This is a genomic window from Thermosipho globiformans, assembly GCF_003990895.1.
GTDB classification, from domain to species: Bacteria; Thermotogota; Thermotogae; order Thermotogales; family Fervidobacteriaceae; genus Thermosipho; species Thermosipho japonicus.
The window spans coordinates 25,830-45,811 of sequence record NZ_BHXD01000011.1; the positions used below are offsets into that span (position 1 = coordinate 25,830).

Here is a 19,982-nt window from a genome sequence, read left to right on the forward strand (position 1 = left end):
TCCTTACCTACCTTTTGTTACGTTTAAATTGCCTGTGTTGTTTTTAAATTAACAAAGTAAATTTTATTTGACTAACTTTTATGTTTTTTGATATAATATTAACTAAGCATTACATCTTTTGAGAGGAGGGGATATGGTGGCTAGGCAAAAGTGGGGTTCCAGATGGGCTTTTGTTCTTGCGGCAGTAGGGTCAGCTGCTGGTCTTGGTAATGCTTGGAGATTCCCTTACATGGCATATTCAAACGGTGGTGGAGCATTCTATGTTCCATATTTTATTGCTCTATTTTTGGTAGGTATTCCACTACTTATGGCCGAATTTGCAATCGGTCAAGGGCTTCAAAGTAGTGCTCCAAAGTCAATGGCAATCATAAGAAAGAACGCAGAATTCATTGGTTGGTTTGCAGTTATTGGCGGTGCAATCATTGTATTCTACTATAACGTCATTATGGCTTATATTTTCAACTATCTTTATTACTCTTTTGGAGTTGCCTGGAAAGATGATCCAAATGGATTTTTCTTTGGAAAATTTTTACAAGTATCAAGCGGACCTGGCGAACTTGGCTCAATTAGATGGCCAATTGTAATTGGGCTTGCTCTAACCTGGCTATGGATATACTTTATACTAAGAAAAGGAACAACCTCAGTTGGAAAAACAGTTGCATGGACAGTTCCACTTCCAGTTATACTTCTTTTAATCCTTGGAATAAGAGGGATTACATTAGAAGGTGCTGCAAAAGGATTAAATTTCTTGTTTGAACCAAACTTTGCAAAACTTGCTGATCCAAGAGTTTGGGCAAATGCATTTGGCCAGATATTCTTCACATTAAGTCTTGCATTTGGTATCATGATCGCATATGGTAGTTATAACAAAAAAGATAGTGATATTGCAAACAACGCTATTATAACCGCCCTTGGAAATAGTGCAACATCTTACCTTGCAGGTATTGCTGTATTTTCAGTTCTTGGATATATGGCAACCCAGTTATCTGTTCCAGTTGATAAGGTTGTAAGTGGTGGAATAGGCCTTGCATTTGTTGTTTATCCACAAGCTATTTCTCTTTTCCCAGGTGGAGTTGTTGTACAATCAATTATTGGTCTTTTATTCTTCTTAATGCTCTTAACACTAGGTATTGACTCTGCATTCTCTCTTGTCGAAGCAGTGGAAGCTGCTGCATCAGACAAATTTAAAGTAAATAAAAAGGCATTCTTAATAGGCTTTTCAATCTTTGGATTCCTCGCAGGTCTTTTGTTCTCAACACAAGGTGGACTTTACTGGCTCGATATTGTTGACCACTTTGTAAGTGTTTACGGTCTTTTGATTGCTGGAATTTTGGAATCAATAATAATAGGTTGGTTGTTTGGTGCAGAAAAACTTAGAAAATATATAAATGAAGTATCGGAAGTTAAAGTTGGAAAATGGTTTAACTTCTCAATAAAATTCCTTATCCCAGCTGTACTAATTTTAGTTTTAGGTCTCAACTTCTTTGATGAACTTAAAAAACCATACGGTGGTTATCCATCATGGGCATTGTGGACTGGATTTTCAATGCTTATTATAAACCCGATCATAGCAATTATACTTTCAAAGATTCCTCCAAAGGATAAAGATTATTACAAAAAAGCAGAAATTGATCTTACGGAAGGAGGAAACTAATCATGAGTGTAAGTGCTATTATATTCTTAATTTTAGCAGGCGTTGTCTTGTTTGGTGGTCTTTTCTGGTCACTCAGTATTGCTGCAAAATCTCAAAAAAAGTAATATAACATAAATCTATATCCCCCATCCTTTTTGGATGGGGGATTTTTTATATACATTAATTCGCAAAACTAACTAAAAAGATGTATAATATAAATGGAGGTGGAAAAATGGAAAAAATAAAAATTGAAGATTTATTCAATTTTAATTTTTTATCTAGCATTTCATTATCTGATGATGGAAAGTATCTTGCCTTTGTAGTAAGTAAAGCAAATAAAGAAAAAAACAACTATACATCGAACATCTGGCTGCTTGATACAACAAGCCACAAATTAAAAAAGCTAACAACATACGGAAACGAAAGCAATTTTATATGGTTAGATAATAAAACAATACTCTTTCAAGGTATTAGAGAAGACGATGAAAAACAGAGAAAGCAAGATGGTGAGAAATTTTCTTCATTTTATAAAATAAGTATTGATGGAGGAGAAGCTGAAAAATACTTTGAGATCCCACTAATTGTCAAAAAAATAAAAAAACTTGACAGTGAAAATTTTGTAGTTCTTGGTGAATATAGTATATACGATAACGACAATGATTACGTAATATTAGATGAAATCCCATTTTGGTCTAACGGCGCGGGTTTTACAAACAAAAAAAGAACTAGGTTATATCTTTACAACTTAAAAAATAAAGAAATTATGCCAATATCTGGAGAGTACGAAAATGTTTCACATTTTGATATTGCAAAAGGTGGAAAAAATATATTATTCATTTCAAATGAATACAAAGATAAAATGGAAATACGCTCAGACTTATTTATATTTAACCTAGAAACCAAGGAAAAAGAAAAAATAACTCATGATGATCCATTTCGATACACATACGCATACTTTTTAGATGACTCAATAATATTTGCTGGAAGTAACATGAAAAGTTTTGGAGTAAATGAGAACCCAAAGTTTTATCTTCTTGATCTACAATCAAAAAAAGTCACGCTGATAACTCCTAACTTTGATTTGAGTATAAGAAATAGTGTCGGATCAGATTGCAGATATGGTAGTTACAATAATGCTGCTATCGATGAAAATTACCTCTATTTTGTAACTACTGAATATAGTAGTTCCTATTTAAATAGAATAGATAAAACTGGAAAAATAGAAAAACTTACTAATAGTGAAGGTTCTATAGATGGATTTGACGTAAAAAACGGAGAAATTTATTTTATTGGCCTAAAAAACTTTAAATTACAAGAAATATACAAACTTGAAAAAGTCGAAAAACAAGTAACGTTTTTTAATGAATGGATTGTAAACGAAAGAAAAATATCAAAACCAGAAAAGTTTACATTTATTAACAAAGATGGGATTGAGTTAGAAGGATGGATAATTAAACCGGTTGATTTTGAAGAAGGACAAAAATATCCAGCAATACTAGATATTCATGGAGGTCCAAAGACTGTATATGGAGAAGTTTTCTTCCACGAAATGCAAATATGGGCAAGTGAAGGCTATGTAGTTCTGTTTACAAACCCAAGAGGAAGCGACGGCAGGGGAAATAAATTTGCAGATATTAGGGGTAAATATGGAACAGTTGACTATGAAGATCTAATGAGCTTTGTAGATGAAACACTAAAAAGATATTCATTTATCGACAAAGAAAGGTTAGGAGTAACTGGTGGATCATACGGTGGATTTATGACCAATTGGATAATAGGTCATACAGATAGATTCAAGGCCGCTGTATCTCAAAGAAGTATTTCAAATTGGATATCCAAATTTGCAACAACAGACATAGGTTATTACTTTGTAGCAGATCAACAATCAACTACCCCATGGGATAATTTTGAAAAGCTCTGGTGGCATTCTCCTATGAAATATGCAGATAAAGTTAAAACTCCTACACTTTTCATTCACTCAGATGAAGATTATAGATGCTGGATTGCAGAAGCAATTCAAATGTTTACTTCTCTCAAATACTTTGGAGTTGAAAGTCGTCTTGTTATTTTAAAAGGAGAAAATCACGATCTTAGCAGAAGTGGAAAACCAAAAAACAGAATTGCACGCCTTAGAGAAATAACGAATTGGTTTAATAAATATCTAAAAGAGTGATGCAGACGCATCACTCTTTTTACAATCAATCAGTTAAAAATTTTAATCTAAAATACCCCAAAAATGCCTTATTAAGCCTTATTGGCCTCCATGCCATATCTCCAAGCATCATATCTTCAAACCTTACATATCTTATCTCTCCACCAGGCCCCGTGTGGTAAACAAAACCATTTGTTGTATAGATCATTACATGAAATGGAAAGTCTGGATCTTCTGGGTGGAAAAAGAAAACTAGATCTCCAACTTTTGCATACTCTCTTTCAAAAGAAACAAATTCAACGTTATACATTAAAAGATTGTAGGCTGTAACATACGGCACAAAATCTTTTCCATCAAAAAAGATATTAACTGAAAGTGGGGTGTTTGGATAGTTGTATTTTTTAACATCCTCAAAAATCGGTCCCCTGTATCCTGTTTCCTTTATCCATTTCATATCATGCTTTTTTAATGCCTCTTTTAATGAATAAAATACAAAACCTGCACAATCTTTTGTTTTGAATAACGGATGCTCATTATCTACGTTATCAAGAGCTATTGAGACAAACCAGAGTCTAAAGTTTAAACTATCATTCAAGTCTAATGCAAGCTTTGAAAAACCTTCATTCATTCCAATGGGAAATAATAAAGTTGTGCAAGTTACCATCAAAAACATTAAGAAAATCTTCAACTTCTTTTCTATCATATTCACTCAACCACCAATATATCAAACCTTCCTGGTATCTTTCATCTAAACCATATAATACCCAATGCAATAACTCATGAAGTAAAACCTTCTCATATACTCCTTTTTTCTTCAAGATATCTATTGGCTGCAAAATTATCTTAAAATCAAAATATACTCCTCCTACGCTAAAGGGCATTCCTGTAATTTTGTTAAATTCTTGCAATGACCTACTTTCAAATATAACCACGGGCCTTTTAGGAATAGTAATACTTGCCTCGCTTAAAAATTCATCTAACTTTATTAATACCGAATCTGGAATTTGTTTATCAAACAAAATTTGACTATTTAATAACAAAGGTATCAATATGAGAGATAGCGTAAGTATCTTCGTAGTACATATTGTAAACGTATGTAGGCCTTTTAATATATTTTCCACTAGAAGTCACTCTCCAGTAATATGCAAGTTTTCCAGGAGTAAGGTATCTAATAAAAAATGCTACTCTATCTTTTTTTACATCCCTATAGCTGTACCATATATTATTATCTTCATACCATCTATACGAAAATTTACTGTAATACTCCGGTGTTTTTTCATAGTAATATTTATTAACTTGTGCACATGCAGGAAGATATTCTTCAACCACTAAATATTCTCCGGTGCCATCAATGGTAATTTGCGTCTTTAAAAAGTCCCCTTTTTGAATTTCAAAATTATCATTTTCTACAAATTGAATTTCATAATATCCTTTATCAAAACTATACTCATTTCCTACAAATTTAAACGGTCCTTTTACAACCAACTTCCCATTTTCAAAAGAAAGTGGAGTACCTTCTTTCAACAACATTGAGATCTCTCTAGGCACTTTTGAAATCAATACTGGTGTTGAATCAACTAATTCCATACTAATTGGGATCCAACTGCTTTTCACTGGTAAAAACGCATCGATATACTCTCCATCGAATAAAAATTCATGTCTTTTAAAAATTTCTGTTTTTAACTTTATTCCATGATATTGATCTTCTTTTTCAATTCTTTCAGTTTGTTTTACTTCAATGAACCCTTCACCACTTACAATTACTTTTCCACCTTCACTTTTAATTGTTATATCACTCTTTATGTCTTTAAAACTACCACTCTCAAGAATCGCAAGAATAGAAGCAGCTGTATCTTTTGTAGAATACCAGAAGGGGCCGTTCTTTTTTGAAAGAAGGTAATTTACCATTTTTTCTCTTAAATCAGGATATTTCCCTTCTAAAGACAGAAGTCTTAACGCATAGCTTGTAAGATATACCGAAGAATAAAATCCATTCGACTCTATATATGCTACATTTTCTCCAACTTTTGCATATTTTAATATTTTTTCTGGGCTAGTAAATATTTCATCAATAATATTTTTTGCTTTAAAGTCTACTTTTTCTCCGTATAATTTTAATACAAACACTGCATAACCATTTAACTCTTGTTTTTTTAAATAATCTATTGCTTCGTCCAAAGAAACTTGCGGAAAATAATAACCATTTTGTTTTGCATAATATAATCCTTCCAAAACATAGCTAGTCATATAAAGATCACTTTTATCATTAGTCCACCAACCCCAACCACCATCTCTATGCTGCAATTTTAAAATTCTCTGAAGTCCCTTTAAAACTATGTCATCAATGTCTTTTCTTTCCAATATTTTCTTTGCAACCAAAGCCGGATAAAAAGAACTCATAGTCTGTTCAGTACATCCGTAAGGATAAGTTATTAACTTCTCAATAGATTCAGCAAGTAAATCTTTTAAATTACTTATAACCTTTATATCTACATCATTTTCAAATTCCATTTTACCTTTTATCTTTAAAACTTTACTAGATGTTTTTTCAATATAAGCTTTATTCACAGGCACTTTAATCTTTATAGCATCATGCTCGCCATTTAAAGTTGCTTCCAAAATAAGTTCTACATTTTCCCCGCTAACACCCTTAAGTGAAAATGGTATTCTTAAATCACGTTCTATTTTAAAAGTACCACTTTCAAAAGTCGAAGTTGCGTTTTTAACACTCAACCTTACATCTACTTTTCCTGGTTTTCCTGTATAATTTTTTACATAAATTACACAATCTGGTTGATCATTATTCGTTAAAAACTCTGGAACAAATAATTTTACCTCAAATGGCTTTGTAACTACAAATGTTGCGCTTCCTTCTGCAATGAAGTCACTTGAGATTTCATATGCCAGAACTCTCCATTTTGTTATGCTATCCGGTACTTTCACGGTTAAATTTTCTTCAAAAAGATTAGGATTCCAGTACAAAGTTTCTGGAAAATATTCTCTTATGTTTTTTTCTTCCGATTCCTTCGAACTTGCAAATATATGCTTTTCTTTTTCATTTTCAAATCGGCTTAGATAGTCTAAATAAATATATTTTGAAGAGCTATAGACCTCAAAAGTTGAATAATAAAGTCTTGGATATAACTCATTTATAACAGAACCTCTATCAGACAAAAGATAGAGACCTTCATCGATAATACTTACCACTTTTAATGATTTTGAATCTTTAAAAGAAACCTTAGCAAATTCTCCTGGTTTATAAGTATTTTTATTTGTCTTTATTTCTAATTTTTTTACTCTATCATGTAAAATATTTATCTTGATATTATCATTAAATTTTAAACCGTAAAAAGAAATAAAATATCTATCCGATATTTCTTCTTTTGGAATATTAACTTCTACACTTTCCTGCTTATTATCTATGATCTTAAACATATCAATATTTGTACCACCGGCAACAAGCACTCCAACATCGTCTTTAGGATCCACCGTTATTTTTATTTTTCCACCTGGTTCTATACTATCTCTATCAACAGTTAGTATTCCTGCTTTACTTTCTCTGTATTTTTTAAATACTAACTTTCTTTCCTTTCCAAATTGAACTTCAACGTACCACGTATTTTTTGGCAAATTCAAGAAACCTTTTCCATTTAAAACCGTTACATATTCTTTTTTTTCGTTTATTTTAATCAAAGCAACTCCATTTAATGGTGTACCAGAAAGATCAGTTATGTACAAATTCAAGTTATTATTATTTATCTTTGCATCTATATTTACGTTGTCTTTTTTTACATCTATAAAAACTTGTTTTTCATATTGTCTCCCTGAATCATCCACTACAAGCGACTGTATACGATAATATCCACCTTCTTTTAGATATAACCCATACAATGCCTGACCATTTTCATCTGTTACTGCCTTAGTTTTATTAATTAATCTTCCGTCTCTAAAAGCATAAAAAAGTACTTGGGCCATTTTTACTGGATCTCCATTTAAATATCTTGCAGAAAGTTTTACGTTAACAGTTTGTCCCACAAGAGATTGTGTGGCAGAAGGAGTAAGCTCTATTGTATAAGTAGGTTTTACATAATCTTGCAATAGAAAGTAGTGATAACCTAAAGTTTTTCCTTTTTCCTCTATTGTTAATACATAATTTCCAGTTATTATCTCATCTGTTGTCTTATATTCAAATGATACTCCTCCAAAATCATCCGTATTAAACTCTTTTGAAAAAATCTCATTTGAAAATGGATCCCTTAAATGTATGTAAACTTTCGACGAATATGGAACGTATTTATTTCCTTCTCTTTTAAATAAATTAACTCTAAACCTTAGCACATCACCAGGTTTATAAATAGGTTTATCTGAGAATACCAAAACCTTTTTTTCTGAATAAGGATTGTATGCAGAATATCTTGAGATAAAGACTACGTTGTTTTTATAAAAAAAGACTTTTCCTTTGTATTTTTCTATATCAGTTTTAAAAACAGGTCCTGTAATCCTCCTTAAAAAATCATCATCAAAGTAGAAAAGACTATTTACAAATTTTCCCTCTTTTGAATCATACACCGAAAAATAAAATTCTTTATCATTGCTTGCTATAAAGGCTTCATAGTTTGTAAGAAAAAATAAATTGGAGACATATTTATCTTGACCTTCTAAAATAACATAATATGCCCCTGGACTTTGTGGAAGAATTATCGAAAATACTTTTTCATCAGACTTTTCAAGCAAAAATCTTACTGATTTTCCATTTTTTAAATCCTTTTTAAATATCTCCTTTGTTATATCAAACTTGTATACCCTTACTGAAACAGGCTCATCTGAGTAAAACGATATAGTTCTATTTGGATAAAGTAAAACATCAGGTGTCCTAAAGTAGGTATAGGAAAAAGAAAATACTATGGCTGTTAATAAGAAAAACACAAAAAATTTTTTCATATTATTACCCCCACTAATTTGATAATACAAAACAATTATACCTCACTTTAATAGAAAAAATTAATTTTTTAGCTTAATATATCTTAATATTTTCAAAAACAAATTAAATAAACATTTAATAAAATCTTTTTAAGAAGTTTAAATTTTGCTCTTTATATATTTAAAACCAAATTAATCTTATTGAAAAATGAAAAAGTTGTTGGTTTTAATTCTTGTTGTGATTAGTATACACACTTTTTCCAAGGTAACTATTGAATTTTGGCATGCTATGAGTGGTTGGAGAATTGAACTTCTTGAAAATATGGCTAAAGAATTTATGGCAACTCACCCAGATATCCAAGTAAATGTTCAGTACACAGGTTCTTACAGAGATACATTTAACAAAACAATTGCAGCTGTAAAAGCTGGAAACGCACCACATGTTGTACAAATATATGATATCGGTACAAGAGCTATGATCGATGGAAACATAGCTGTTCCAATAGGAGATCTTATTGCCAAAGATCCAAGTATTGATTTAGGAGCTTTCTTGCCTCAAGTTCTAAATTATTACACAGTTAACGGAAAACTCTATTCTATGCCATTTAATTCTTCAAATGCAATTTTATTCTACAACAAAACTTTCTTTAAAGAAGCAGGGTTAGATCCAAATAGGCCACCAAGAACCTTCGACGAATTAATTGAATACAGCAGAAAATTGGTCAAAAAAGATAAAGATGGAAATATCATCAGATACGGTTTAACTTGGCCAACACACTCTTGGTTCTTTGAACAACTTATGGCAGTACAAGATGCACCACTTGTAAACTATGACAATGGTAGAGGAGGAAAAAGACCTACTGAAGCTGTATTTAACAGTCAAGCAGGTAAAAATATTTTCGAACTATTAGCAAAGATGACTAAAGAAGGGTTATTAATAAACACAAAGAGGGAAGATTGGAGTGGGGCAAGACAGATATTCCTCTCTGGTAAAGCTGCTATGTTACTTTACTCAACTTCAGATGTTAAATTCATAACTGAGACCGCAAAGGAAAATGGGTGGGAAGTTGGCACCGCATTTTTGCCAAAACCAAGCCTTTCTATCCAGGGTGGTGTTGTAATAGGTGGAGGTTCACTTTGGATTCTTAAGAATCATCCAAAAGAAGAAATAGATGCTGCGTGGGAATTTGTAAAATGGATGACAGAACCAGCACAACAAATTAAGTGGCACCTTGAAACTGGTTACTTCCCTGTAAGAAAAGATGCATTAGAACAACTTTTAATGGAAGGCTTCTACGCTGATCATCCAAATTACTTAACAGCTATATTCCAACTCCTTCTTTCAAAACAAACACCTAATACAAATGGCGCAATTATTGGTGTATTCCCAGAAACAAGAGAAATTATAGAAACAGCATACGAAAAAGTTATAAACGGTGAAATGACAGTTGATCAAGCTCTCAATTGGGCAGCAGATCAAGTTACTAGAGCATTGAAGAAATACAATAGACTATATGAATAATAAGTTCTTTCAATAATCTTTAGATGCGCCTCCTTTTTGGGGGCGCTTTTATAGAAATAGGAGGTGTTGTCTTGAGAAAACTAACACCATATCTTTTGTTAGTTCCAACCTTTTTAATAATCATTCTTTTTATCTATTTTCCAGCCTTTAATTCTTTTAAATTGAGCTTCTTTCAAGAATCTTTCTTTGGAGATAAATCTATTTTTGTTGGGCTAGACAATTATATTGATTTATTTACCGATAGTGAGTATTATAAAGTTTTAAAAACAACTTTTATTTACTCACTTTCTAGTGTTGGTATTACGATATTTCTCGCATTTCTAATCGCACAACTGTTAGTTAAAAACTTACCTGGTACTAGGATTTTTAGAACTTTAATGTTCTCACCATATGCAGTTTCACCAGCAATTTCTGCAACCCTTTGGTCCATGATGTTTACTCCAACTGCAGGTCTTTTGAGCTATCTTTTTCAAGTCATCTTCCATATCGACGTTGACTGGTTAACAACCGTTCCATATGCTATGATTGCATTAATAGCAGCAACCGTGTGGAAAATGCTTCCATTTGATCTGATCTTTTACATTGCTGCACTCCAAAATATTCCAGATTCAATCTTAGAATCTTCCCTCATAGATGGGGCAAGCTCTTGGACTCGAATGTGGAAAATTAAATTCCCACTTGTAACTCCTATTACCTTCTATCTATTTATAATGAATTTTACAACAACTATGTTTTCTTCTTTTGGAATTATAGATATTATGACTCGAGGAGGTCCACTGGGAAGTACAACCACAATGATTTATAGGTTATATCTAGATGGATTTGCTTTCCAAGACAACGGCCTTGCCGCTGCTGAATCAGTAGTAATGTTTGGTGTAATGTCAGTAATTACATATCTTTACTTTAGATTTGTCGAAAAAGGTGTACATTATCAGTGAGGTGATAATTGTGAATAGAAAAAATAAAGTTTCCTTTATTATTTCAGAAATCATTTTAATCTTGGTTACAATTATTATGTTTTCTCCAATTTTTCTTGCTTTTATGATGAGTTTTATGACTCCTGCTGAAGTATTTAGCTTTCCTCCAAAAATAATACCAAAAAGTTTGTATTGGCAAAACTATAAAGAAGCATTAAGACTTGTTCCACTAGGCAGAATGATAATTAATTCTGCTATAGTAGCTTTGTTTATAACCCTTGGGAAACTAATAACTGGGATTTTAGCAGGTTATGCTTTTGCAAATTTTAACTTTAAAGGCAAGAAAATCGCTTTTGCTACCTTGTTTATTACCCTATTTCTTCCAGCTGAAACAGTAATGATTGTCCCTCTTTTCTTGTTAATGAAATCTCTTGGATGGGTAAATACTTATTATGCCTTAATAATCCCATTTACTGCAAGTGCTACAAATACATTTTTAATGAGGCAACACTTTAGAACTATTCCTATGGAATTAAGTGATGCAGCAAGAATAGACGGTGCAAGTCCGATGCAATATCTTTTTAAAGTTTTACTTCCATTATCCAAAGCTATGATCGGAGGAGCTGCATTAATTAACTTTGTATATGCCTGGAACATGTATCTATGGCCTCTTGTTGTTACAATGGATGATAAAATGAAAACAGCCCAAATTGGAGTAAAGATGTTAATTGATGCAGAAGCTGCAAACAATTGGGGAACAATTATGGCAGGTACTATGATTGTTCTTGCACCAACACTTTTAGTATTCTTCCTTATTCAAAATCTATTTGTTAAAAGCCTCGTTAGCAGCGGTCTAAAAGGTTAATTTACATAAAAGCAAAATATTTACAAATAATGGAAATTCCTGTAAAATACAGGAATTTCCTTAAAATTTTTTATTTGATACAATATAAACTGGAAAGTAAAACAAAAAGGATGTGATAGCATTAAAACTCTCATTTTATACGGTACTGCTTTAGGAGTTGTTGATATAAGGAGCATTAAGAAAGTTTTGAACATGTATGAAAAAGTTTTAATATACACAGCTAAAGAGCCGCAAGGCAAAGCTAAAGAAATGCTTAAAGACCTTAAAAATGTCGAAATATATATAACTTTCAACTTTTACAAAGAGGCAAAGGCTAATGCAAAAAAACTTGGCAATTGCGATTTAAAAGATTTAGGTGATTTTGGTGAAAGGGCGATGATGAGAGACCCATGTTAGAAAACATAAGTTTAATTTTACTTGAAAGGGTTTCCTTAATATTGGTAATTACATATATAACTTTTCAAAGCTACTTTATCAAAAATATTTTTGGTAAAACCTTAGTTGCAAAAAATAAGCTTGTCTTAGGTATCATTGGAGGATTTCTAGGGATTTTAGGAACAGTTTTTGGAATACGATATAACGGAGCAATAGTTAATTACAGGGACATTGGAGTTATTTTCGCAGGAATGCTAGGAGGAATACCTTCTGGTTTAATTGCTGCTTTAATATCTTCAATTTTTAGGCTCTTTTTAGGTGGTACAACTGTTATTCCTTGCTTTCTTGGAACTATCACAGCTGGTTTTATCAGCGGTCTTATATCACAACTTTATGGGAGAAAGCACTTTACATTTTTTAGAACACTCTTTTATACTGTATTAATTGAAATCACACACCTTACATACGTTTTGGTTATGGTAAAACCATATTCTCTTGCCTTTGATATAACATTTAAAATACTTTTCCCCATGGTTATAACAAATTCTCTTGGAGTTTCTTTCTTAAATTACATGATTAAAAATATTGAAGAACAATTGGAGCAAACAGCAGAAAATACAATAAATACAATATTTGTTATCATGGAAAAAAGTTTAAGTTCAATTGAAGAAGGCTTTAACGAAAAAAACGCAAAATTAATTGCTGAAACTATATTAAATAACACAAATTTTGATGCAGTAGCCATTACAGATAAAAACAAAATATTGGCCCATGTAGGCATCGGCAGTGATCATCACGTTACTGGCATGCCAATACAAACAAATGCTACAAAAAAGGTAATAGAAAGTGGTCATGGTTTAAAGGTTGTCGGAAAGAAAGGAATCAGTTGCTCCGTTCATAACTGCCCTCTTTATTCTGGAATAATAATCCCTTTAACAGATTTAAATAACGAATTAATTGGGACCTTGAAATTATATTATTCAAAAAAAGGTGAAATTAAAAACTCTGATATAATATTTGGTAAAAAATTAGCCCAGACATTATCATTAATCATTTCTCTGGCAAAAATAAATGAAAGTCTAAAGCTAGCAACTGAAGAAAAACTAAGGGAATTAATGTCCAATTTAAGCCCTCATTTTTTATTCAACACACTAAATGCTATAAAATACATTTCAAAAAAGGAACCTGATAAGGTAAATTATTTTATTGATAACATCTCTGAACTATTAAGGTATACCCTATACGAAAATAAGAAATTTGTTTCTTTAAAGGACGAAATAAAATTCACAACTAATTATTTAGAATTAATGAAATTAAGGTACAAAGATAAATTAAACTATGAAATAATGGTAAACGTTGAAAATACAACAAAAATTCCTCCGTTTATACTACAACCCCTTGTTGAAAATTCTATAAAACACGGAATGAAGGAAGATGAATTGATAATAAAAGTAAAGGTTGAAAATGTAGATGAATATGTAAAAATTTCTGTTGAAGATAATGGTAAAGGGTTTAAAATTCAAAACAAAAAAGGAAAAGGTCTTGAATTAATACAGAAAAGATTAAACTCAATATATGGGGAAGATTATAGCTTTTCTATAAAAAACGGGCTCTTTTGTGGTACAACGGTTGAGATAAAAATTAAGAGTAGCAATATAAAGGTTGGTGAATCTGTATGATAAAAGTAGCTATTATAGACGATGAATACTATGCAAGGGAAAGCTTAAAAGATCTAATAAACGAAATGACAGATTTTGAAATAGTAGGTTGCTTTGAAAGTGTGCAAGATTTTTTGAAAAATAAAAAAAATAAAGAACCTGATGTTATTTTTTTAGATATTGAAATGCCATCTATAAACGGTATTAAAGCTTCAAAGTACCTTGATAAGTATGAAATAGTTTTTGTTACTGCATATTCAGAATATGCTGTTGAGGCTTTTGAGGTAAATGCCCTTGATTATTTAACAAAACCAGTGTCAGAAGTCAGGTTTTTCGAAACTATAAAACGAATAGAAGAAAAATTAAGTAAAAAAGTTATTAATACAATTGCTGCAGAAAACAATAAAGAAATAATTTTTTTAAGCTTTGATGATATATTATATTTTGAATATTTTGACAAAAATATCATCGCAATTACAGAAAATGGTGAATATGTAATAAAGCATTACAAAAGTCTTGGAAGTTTAGAAAAAGAACTTCCGCAAAATTTTGTTAGAATCCACAAATCATATATCATCAACCTCAACTTTATTGAAAAATTTATTAAAGAACCTGTCTCTCTTGAAATGAAAAATAAAAAATTACTTCCTATAGGAAAAACACATTTAAAAGAAGTCAGAAAAATTTTAAAAATATAGCTTTTGTCAAGAAAAATTAATATCTTTTGTTCCTAAAAAATGGCCATTTAGGCCATTTTTTTTAACGTATAAGATTAAGCTGCATATTCTAATGATAAATTAGATTTTGGAAAACCATTAGAGAGGAGGGCTATTTTATGAATTCTTTGCTACTGGCTATACTAGCATTCGTTGGTTATTGGGTAGCATATAACACATACGGAAAGTGGATATCAAAGAAGATTTTTGGACTAAATGACAAAAACCCTGTTCCTGCAAAAGAGTTTGAAGACGGAGTTGATTTTGTTCCAACAAAAAAACATATTTTACTTGGTCACCACTTTACTACAATAGCAGGTACAGGTCCTATTGTAGGTCCCGCAATAGGTGTTATATGGGGATGGGTTCCAGCATTTATATGGGTGTTCTTTGGTTCAATATTCATGGGTGCAGTTCATGATTTTACTTCTCTTGTAATTTCTGCAAGACACCAAGGTAAAACCATCGGTGAATTAACAGGAAATCTTATAAATGAAAGAACAGCTAAAATATTTTTAGTGTTAATACAATTTTTGCTTTGGATAGTACTAGCTGTCTTTGCTATGATAGTGGCTTTACTATTTATTATGTACCCACAATCTGTATTTCCAGTATGGATGGAAATTCCAATTGCTATGTGGTTAAGTTATATGGTTTACAACAAAGGAAAAAATGATACATTATATTCCATAATAGCAATTATATTAATGTATGTAACAATTGCTATTGGTGTTGTATTTCCAATTAGTGGTATATCACTCCTTGGCTGGATATACATTTTAATGATTTATGTATTTATAGCCTCTACTATGCCAGTTCATAAATTACTTCAACCAAGAGATTATATAAACTCTCACGAACTTTTAATTGCCATGGCACTATTAGTATTGGGGGTTATAATTGGACATCCTAAAATAGTTGCCCCAGCATTTCAAACAGTTCCAGATGCACCTCCAATATTCCCAATTCTATTTATTACAATAGCATGTGGTGCTATTTCAGGATTCCATAGTTTGGCAGCTTCTGGTACAACCGTTAAGCAAATGGAAAAAGAAACAGATGCTCATTTAATTGGCTATGGTGGAATGATCCTTGAAGGTGTTTTGGCTACAATAGTAATTATTGCTGTAACCGCTGGACTTGGAATGAATGGTGGAGGAGTACAAGCATTTACATCACATTATGCATCATGGGCAACAGCAAGTGGTTTGGGTGCAAAACTAGCAGCCGTTATCAATGGTTCTGCAAACTTGATGCATTCATATGGAATACCACTAGATTTAGCAAAAACAATAATGGCAGTGTTCATAGTTTCTTTTGCAGGAACAACTATGGACTCTTCAACAAGAATTCAAAGATTTGCACTGCAAGAGCTATTCTCCAACAAAAAAGGAGAAGTAGTAGTTAAACCTTTAAAAAACAGATTTGTCGCTACCGCGATAGTAATACTAGCAGCTTTAGCACTAGCATTATCAACAGGCGATGGTAAAGGTGCTTTAACATTGTGGCCAGTATTTGGTGCATTAAATCAATTACTTGCTGCTCTAGCTCTATTAATTGGTACGGTCTATTTAGCAAAAAAGAAAAAACCAATATGGATTACAGGAATACCAATGATATTTATGTTTATAATAACACTGTATGCAACCGTATTAAATCTCAAAAAATTTATAAGTGGAGGAAATGGTCTGTTAATATTTGTAACTATTTCAACACTTGTAATTGCTTTATGGATAATGATAGAAGGATTTATAGCTATCTTTAAGTCTAACAAAGAAATTGTACCTGTGGAAGAAGAAATTTAAAAAAATTTATCTCTATGCAAAAATCAATAAACAAACACTCTCAAAAAACAATAAATATACTGAACTCAAGAAATGATTCAAGATAAAAAAGAAATGAAAAACACCCCCAAAGTGGTACAATAAGGCTAACAAAGGGGGTGTTTTTCTTTGACTAAGAAAGGGCAAAAGTTTAGAAAACATCCTTTGAATATAAAGAAAGAAGTCATTAAACTTTACATGGATAAAAAACTTCCTAAGAAAATTATTGTTTCTCTCTTAGGTGTTACTGAAAGTAGAATGCAATTGTGGATAAAGAATTATTTAGCATATGATAGTACTGAATTTAAAAAAGGCAGACCAAAGAAAAAAAGAATATACACAATTCTACAATTAAGAAAGATATCAAGCGAGATTAAAAAACATGGCTTCGAAAAAGTTTAAAAGCCATGCTATTTGAAAAGTAAATTATTATCTTTTTTATTCGTCTCACTTATGGAAGTAAGTTCAACAAAAAAATGTTTTTATATCAACTTTTATTAATAATTTTCAATCAGCCTTTGAATTTATGGCTTCTTATATGATAAAATTATTATACCAATAATATGTTATTCAACATAATGTTAGCCAACATAATGTTTAAAAACATATAATAGTTGTATCGAGAGGTGATTTTAATGGAGTTTTATAATAGAAAAAAAGAGCTGGAATTTTTTGATGAAATTAAATCTCAAAAGCAAAAAAATCTTTTTATAGTTGTTTACGGAAGAAGAAGGATTGGAAAAACTACACTCGTAAGAAAAGCTTTTGAAAAAGAAGAAAATGTTTTCTACTATTTTGTGGATGTTTTAAATCCAAATAACTTGCTTGAAAAAATTAGTCTTTCTTTTTCAAAAGCTGTTTTTAAAGATTGGTACGATTTGTTTCTAGAACTTTTTGAAAAATTTGAATTTGTCATTTTCGATGAATTTCAAAATTTTAACAAAGTTTCCCCGGCCATACTTTTTTCTCTTCAAAAAGCATGGGATGAAATTAAATACAGAAACCATAGCACAAAGCTTATTGTACTAGGTTCATACGTTGGACTTATGAAAAAACTATTTTACGATAACAAAATGCCACTTTTTGGTAGAAAAGATTATTTAGTAAATATTTCCGAATTTCCATTAAGTGAATCAATAAAATTACTTTTAAACTTTGGATACTCAACAAAAGAAGCATTCGAGATATATTCATTAACTGGTGGGATCCCAAATTATCTTTTGCTTTTTAAAGAAAAAAAATCTTTAAAAAGTCATATTTTTGATCTGTTTTTAAAAGATTATGCTCCTTTAAAAAATGAAGGGGAAAATATCCTAGTATTAGAATTTGGAAGTGAGCACAAAAGCTATTTTTCAATTCTAGAGTCAATTTCAGGTAGCCCAAAAACTATTTCTGAGATTTCAGATTTATCAAAGATTGAAAAAACTTCACTTCCACGTTATTTAAAAGAATTAGAAGAAGAATATGAGATTGTAAAATCCATTGAACCACTTTTTCCTCAAAAAAAGAGAATGAAAAAATACAAAATAAATGATTTTTATTTTGACTTCTATTTTAATTTTATACGAAAATACATTTCAACTATAGAATTTTCTCCTGAAAAAGCGCTAGAGTTAATATGGAAAAATCTTCCACAATATTTTGGATTAAAATTTGAAACAATTTGTCAAAGATTTTTGAAAGAAACACCAGAAGTTTTAGGATTTATTCCAGAGAAAATTGGAAATACATGGGGAAAAGTTCCTGGAAAGAAAAATGAATCATTTGATATTGACATAGTTGCATATGACTCAGAAAATGTTGTTTTTGGTGAATGCAAATGGACTAACAAAAAAGTTGGTATGGAGGGTTATAAAAAGCTATTGATTAGAAGCAGCTATGTGGATTGTGGAGAGAGAAAGAAAAAATATATTCTTTTTTCAAAAGCTGGATTTGAAAAAGAATTGCTAGGTATCAAAGACTTAATTTTGTTAACCCCTGAAGATATGGTAGAAAAAATTAAATCAAACGTACCATAAAATTCTCACATTTATTGATACAATTTCTATGTCATTTCACCATTAGAGTAATATTTATTTGAATTTGTTTTTGTAAATCATTATAAAACACCAATACCATGAGTTATATGACTCATAACATTTGAAATAGAACCCAATATTTTCTTTAAGGATCGAGATTTAGCTTTTTAAATACTTTTAAAATTATCAGATACAACTTTTTTTATTTCATAAAAAGGAATTATTTTGACCTTTGTTTTATCCAATTTTTCTTCATGTTTAGAAAGCAAATTTACAACTATGGCTTCTTTTGGTTGATACTTTTGTATGAAACTTCTTAAAGCCCTTGTAATTTTAAATTTTTTTAGATTTGTATATTTAACTTCTATAGGAATATAATATATACCTTTTCTTAAAATAAAATCAACTTCAGCTTTGTCTTTTGTTCTCCAATAATGAATAGAAAAATCGTATTTTTTTGATAAATAATACAGATTTATATAAACAAAATTCTGAAATAAAAAACTGAAGTCATTTACATTCCCAAACTCACCAGATGCATAATTTTTTAAACCCAAGTCTTTAAAATAACAAACTGGTGATTTTGTTAATTCTTTTGCTTTATTGTGAAAAATGGTTGGATTGAATCAATTACATAAGTTTTTTGAAGATACCAGATATAATCTTTTAAAGTTTTTGTAGATATTCCCGTTTCTGATGAAAGATTCGAAAAGTTGAGAGTTTTACCAGTTAAATGTGATAGTATTCTGACTAATAAATTAAACTCACTAATTTTGGCAACTTTTAAAAGACTAACTATATCTTTTTCTATATAACTATGATAAATTTCTTTGATTATCTCATTTTTTCTTTTAAACTTGTTTCAAGTATAACTCGAGGATAACCTCCAAAATTCAAGTATTCTTCTAAAAAAGATAAAGTTTTAGTTTCTTCTAAACTAAAAAATTTTTCTAATTTATTTTCGTATTTGTAATCTGTCTTGTAATTTACAAACTCTTCAAAAGTTATAGTTGAAAGTTCAAAAATTCTTTTTCTTCCAGCAAGTGATTCCTGAATTTTTTCTTTGAGTTTAATACTTCCCGAACCTGAAACTATAAACTTATACGGTAAATTTATATCATATATTCCTTTTAAAAATAATCCAGCATTTTCTTTCCTCTGTATTTCATCTATAAATACATAACCTTTAGAATCTCCAATTTCTAATTCAATTTTTTTAATAAATCTACTTGAGATTTAAAATACTTCATTTCTTCTTCTATATCAAGATTCAAGAACAAAGTTTTTTCTCCAGATGAAATAAATTCCTTTTCAATAATTTTCATTAATGTAGTTTTTCCACTTTGTCGCGACCGATAATAACTGTAATTTCAGGTTTATTTA

19 protein-coding genes are annotated in these 19,982 nt (G+C 30.6%); 12 read left to right on the forward strand and 7 right to left on the reverse strand.

All coding sequences use genetic code 11. The features are described 5' to 3' along the window. Window positions 1–133: 133 nt before the first annotated feature. The 3 genes from EO083_RS07970 to EO083_RS07980 all read left to right on the forward strand — a co-directional run bounded on the left by EO083_RS07970 (window position 134) and on the right by EO083_RS07980 (window position 3,806). On the forward strand, window positions 134–1,654 hold the full coding sequence (locus tag EO083_RS07970; protein WP_241230022.1) for a sodium-dependent transporter: 1,521 nt from the start codon (window positions 134–136) through the stop codon (window positions 1,652–1,654). Window positions 1,655–1,656: 2 nt separating this feature from the next. Then, on the forward strand, window positions 1,657–1,758 hold the full coding sequence (locus EO083_RS07975) for a MetS family NSS transporter small subunit (RefSeq protein WP_126993638.1): 102 nt from the start codon (window positions 1,657–1,659) through the stop codon (window positions 1,756–1,758). Window positions 1,759–1,865: 107 nt separating this feature from the next. Then, window positions 1,866–3,806, forward strand: a complete 1,941-nt coding sequence (locus tag EO083_RS07980) for a S9 family peptidase (protein ID WP_126993640.1) — start codon at window positions 1,866–1,868, stop codon at window positions 3,804–3,806. Window positions 3,807–3,831: 25 nt separating this feature from the next. Here EO083_RS07980 and EO083_RS07985 read toward each other — a convergent pair whose 3' ends face one another. From EO083_RS07985 to EO083_RS07995, 3 genes are read right to left on the reverse strand one after another with little or no spacing between them, the layout of a single operon-like run. Beyond that, window positions 3,832–4,488, reverse strand: coding sequence for a DUF1175 domain-containing protein (locus EO083_RS07985; protein ID WP_241230023.1), 657 nt, complete (start codon window positions 4,486–4,488; stop codon window positions 3,832–3,834). Next, complete coding sequence (locus tag EO083_RS07990; RefSeq protein ID WP_164723708.1) at window positions 4,406–4,804, reverse strand: hypothetical protein; 399 nt, start codon at window positions 4,802–4,804, stop codon at window positions 4,406–4,408. Before EO083_RS07990 ends, EO083_RS07985 begins: the two co-directional genes overlap by 83 nt. Before the next feature lie 7 nt (window positions 4,805–4,811). Continuing rightward, entirely contained in the window at window positions 4,812–8,726 is a 3,915-nt protein-coding gene (locus EO083_RS07995) for an MG2 domain-containing protein (RefSeq protein WP_126993642.1), read from the reverse strand. A gap of 187 nt (window positions 8,727–8,913) precedes the next feature. On the opposite strand from EO083_RS07995, the gene EO083_RS08000 reads away from it, so the two are divergent. The 9 genes from EO083_RS08000 (at window position 8,914) to EO083_RS08040 (ending at window position 18,599) form a co-directional block, all read left to right on the forward strand. Beyond that, entirely contained in the window at window positions 8,914–10,227 is a 1,314-nt protein-coding gene (locus tag EO083_RS08000) for an ABC transporter substrate-binding protein (RefSeq protein WP_126993644.1), read from the forward strand. A gap of 71 nt (window positions 10,228–10,298) precedes the next feature. Continuing rightward, a complete protein-coding gene (locus EO083_RS08005) occupies window positions 10,299–11,165 on the forward strand; it encodes a carbohydrate ABC transporter permease (RefSeq protein ID WP_126993646.1) in 867 nt (288 codons plus the stop codon). A gap of 10 nt (window positions 11,166–11,175) precedes the next feature. Then, window positions 11,176–12,009, forward strand: a complete 834-nt coding sequence (locus EO083_RS08010) for a carbohydrate ABC transporter permease (protein ID WP_126993648.1) — start codon at window positions 11,176–11,178, stop codon at window positions 12,007–12,009. Window positions 12,010–12,201: 192 nt separating this feature from the next. Next, complete coding sequence (locus EO083_RS08015) at window positions 12,202–12,405, forward strand: hypothetical protein (RefSeq protein WP_126993650.1); 204 nt, start codon at window positions 12,202–12,204, stop codon at window positions 12,403–12,405. Continuing rightward, complete coding sequence (locus EO083_RS08020; RefSeq protein ID WP_126993652.1) at window positions 12,399–14,063, forward strand: LytS/YhcK type 5TM receptor domain-containing protein; 1,665 nt, start codon at window positions 12,399–12,401, stop codon at window positions 14,061–14,063. The genes EO083_RS08015 and EO083_RS08020 overlap by 7 nt, the downstream gene beginning before the upstream one ends. Then, entirely contained in the window at window positions 14,060–14,740 is a 681-nt protein-coding gene (locus tag EO083_RS08025; protein WP_126993654.1) for a LytR/AlgR family response regulator transcription factor, read from the forward strand. Before EO083_RS08020 ends, EO083_RS08025 begins: the two co-directional genes overlap by 4 nt. A 137-nt stretch (window positions 14,741–14,877) precedes the next feature. Then, on the forward strand, window positions 14,878–16,563 hold the full coding sequence (locus EO083_RS08030) for a carbon starvation CstA family protein (protein ID WP_126993656.1): 1,686 nt from the start codon (window positions 14,878–14,880) through the stop codon (window positions 16,561–16,563). 147 nt (window positions 16,564–16,710) lie between these two features. Further along, on the forward strand, window positions 16,711–16,983 hold the full coding sequence (locus EO083_RS08035) for a hypothetical protein (RefSeq protein ID WP_126993658.1): 273 nt from the start codon (window positions 16,711–16,713) through the stop codon (window positions 16,981–16,983). A gap of 233 nt (window positions 16,984–17,216) precedes the next feature. Continuing rightward, window positions 17,217–18,599 carry an ATP-binding protein gene (locus EO083_RS08040; RefSeq protein ID WP_126993660.1) on the forward strand — a complete coding sequence of 461 codons (1,383 nt, stop codon included), beginning with the start codon at window positions 17,217–17,219 and terminating at the stop codon, window positions 18,597–18,599. Window positions 18,600–18,766: 167 nt separating this feature from the next. Here EO083_RS08040 and EO083_RS10230 read toward each other — a convergent pair whose 3' ends face one another. The 4 genes from EO083_RS10230 to EO083_RS10115 are packed head-to-tail and all read right to left on the reverse strand — an operon-like array spanning window position 18,767 to window position 19,924. Continuing rightward, the gene (locus EO083_RS10230; RefSeq protein WP_241230024.1) at window positions 18,767–19,156 is read right to left on the reverse strand and encodes a DUF4143 domain-containing protein; all 390 of its coding nucleotides are present in this window, start codon (window positions 19,154–19,156) and stop codon (window positions 18,767–18,769) included. Window positions 19,157–19,185: 29 nt separating this feature from the next. Beyond that, window positions 19,186–19,437, reverse strand: a complete 252-nt coding sequence (locus EO083_RS10235) for a DUF8612 domain-containing protein (RefSeq protein ID WP_506016860.1) — start codon at window positions 19,435–19,437, stop codon at window positions 19,186–19,188. Further along, window positions 19,434–19,835, reverse strand: coding sequence for an AAA family ATPase (locus EO083_RS10190; RefSeq protein ID WP_206512286.1), 402 nt, complete (start codon window positions 19,833–19,835; stop codon window positions 19,434–19,436). Before EO083_RS10190 ends, EO083_RS10235 begins: the two co-directional genes overlap by 4 nt. Further along, window positions 19,802–19,924 carry a hypothetical protein gene (locus EO083_RS10115; protein WP_277600367.1) on the reverse strand — a complete coding sequence of 41 codons (123 nt, stop codon included), beginning with the start codon at window positions 19,922–19,924 and terminating at the stop codon, window positions 19,802–19,804. The genes EO083_RS10190 and EO083_RS10115 overlap by 34 nt, the downstream gene beginning before the upstream one ends. Between the last annotated feature and the right edge of the window lie 58 nt (window positions 19,925–19,982).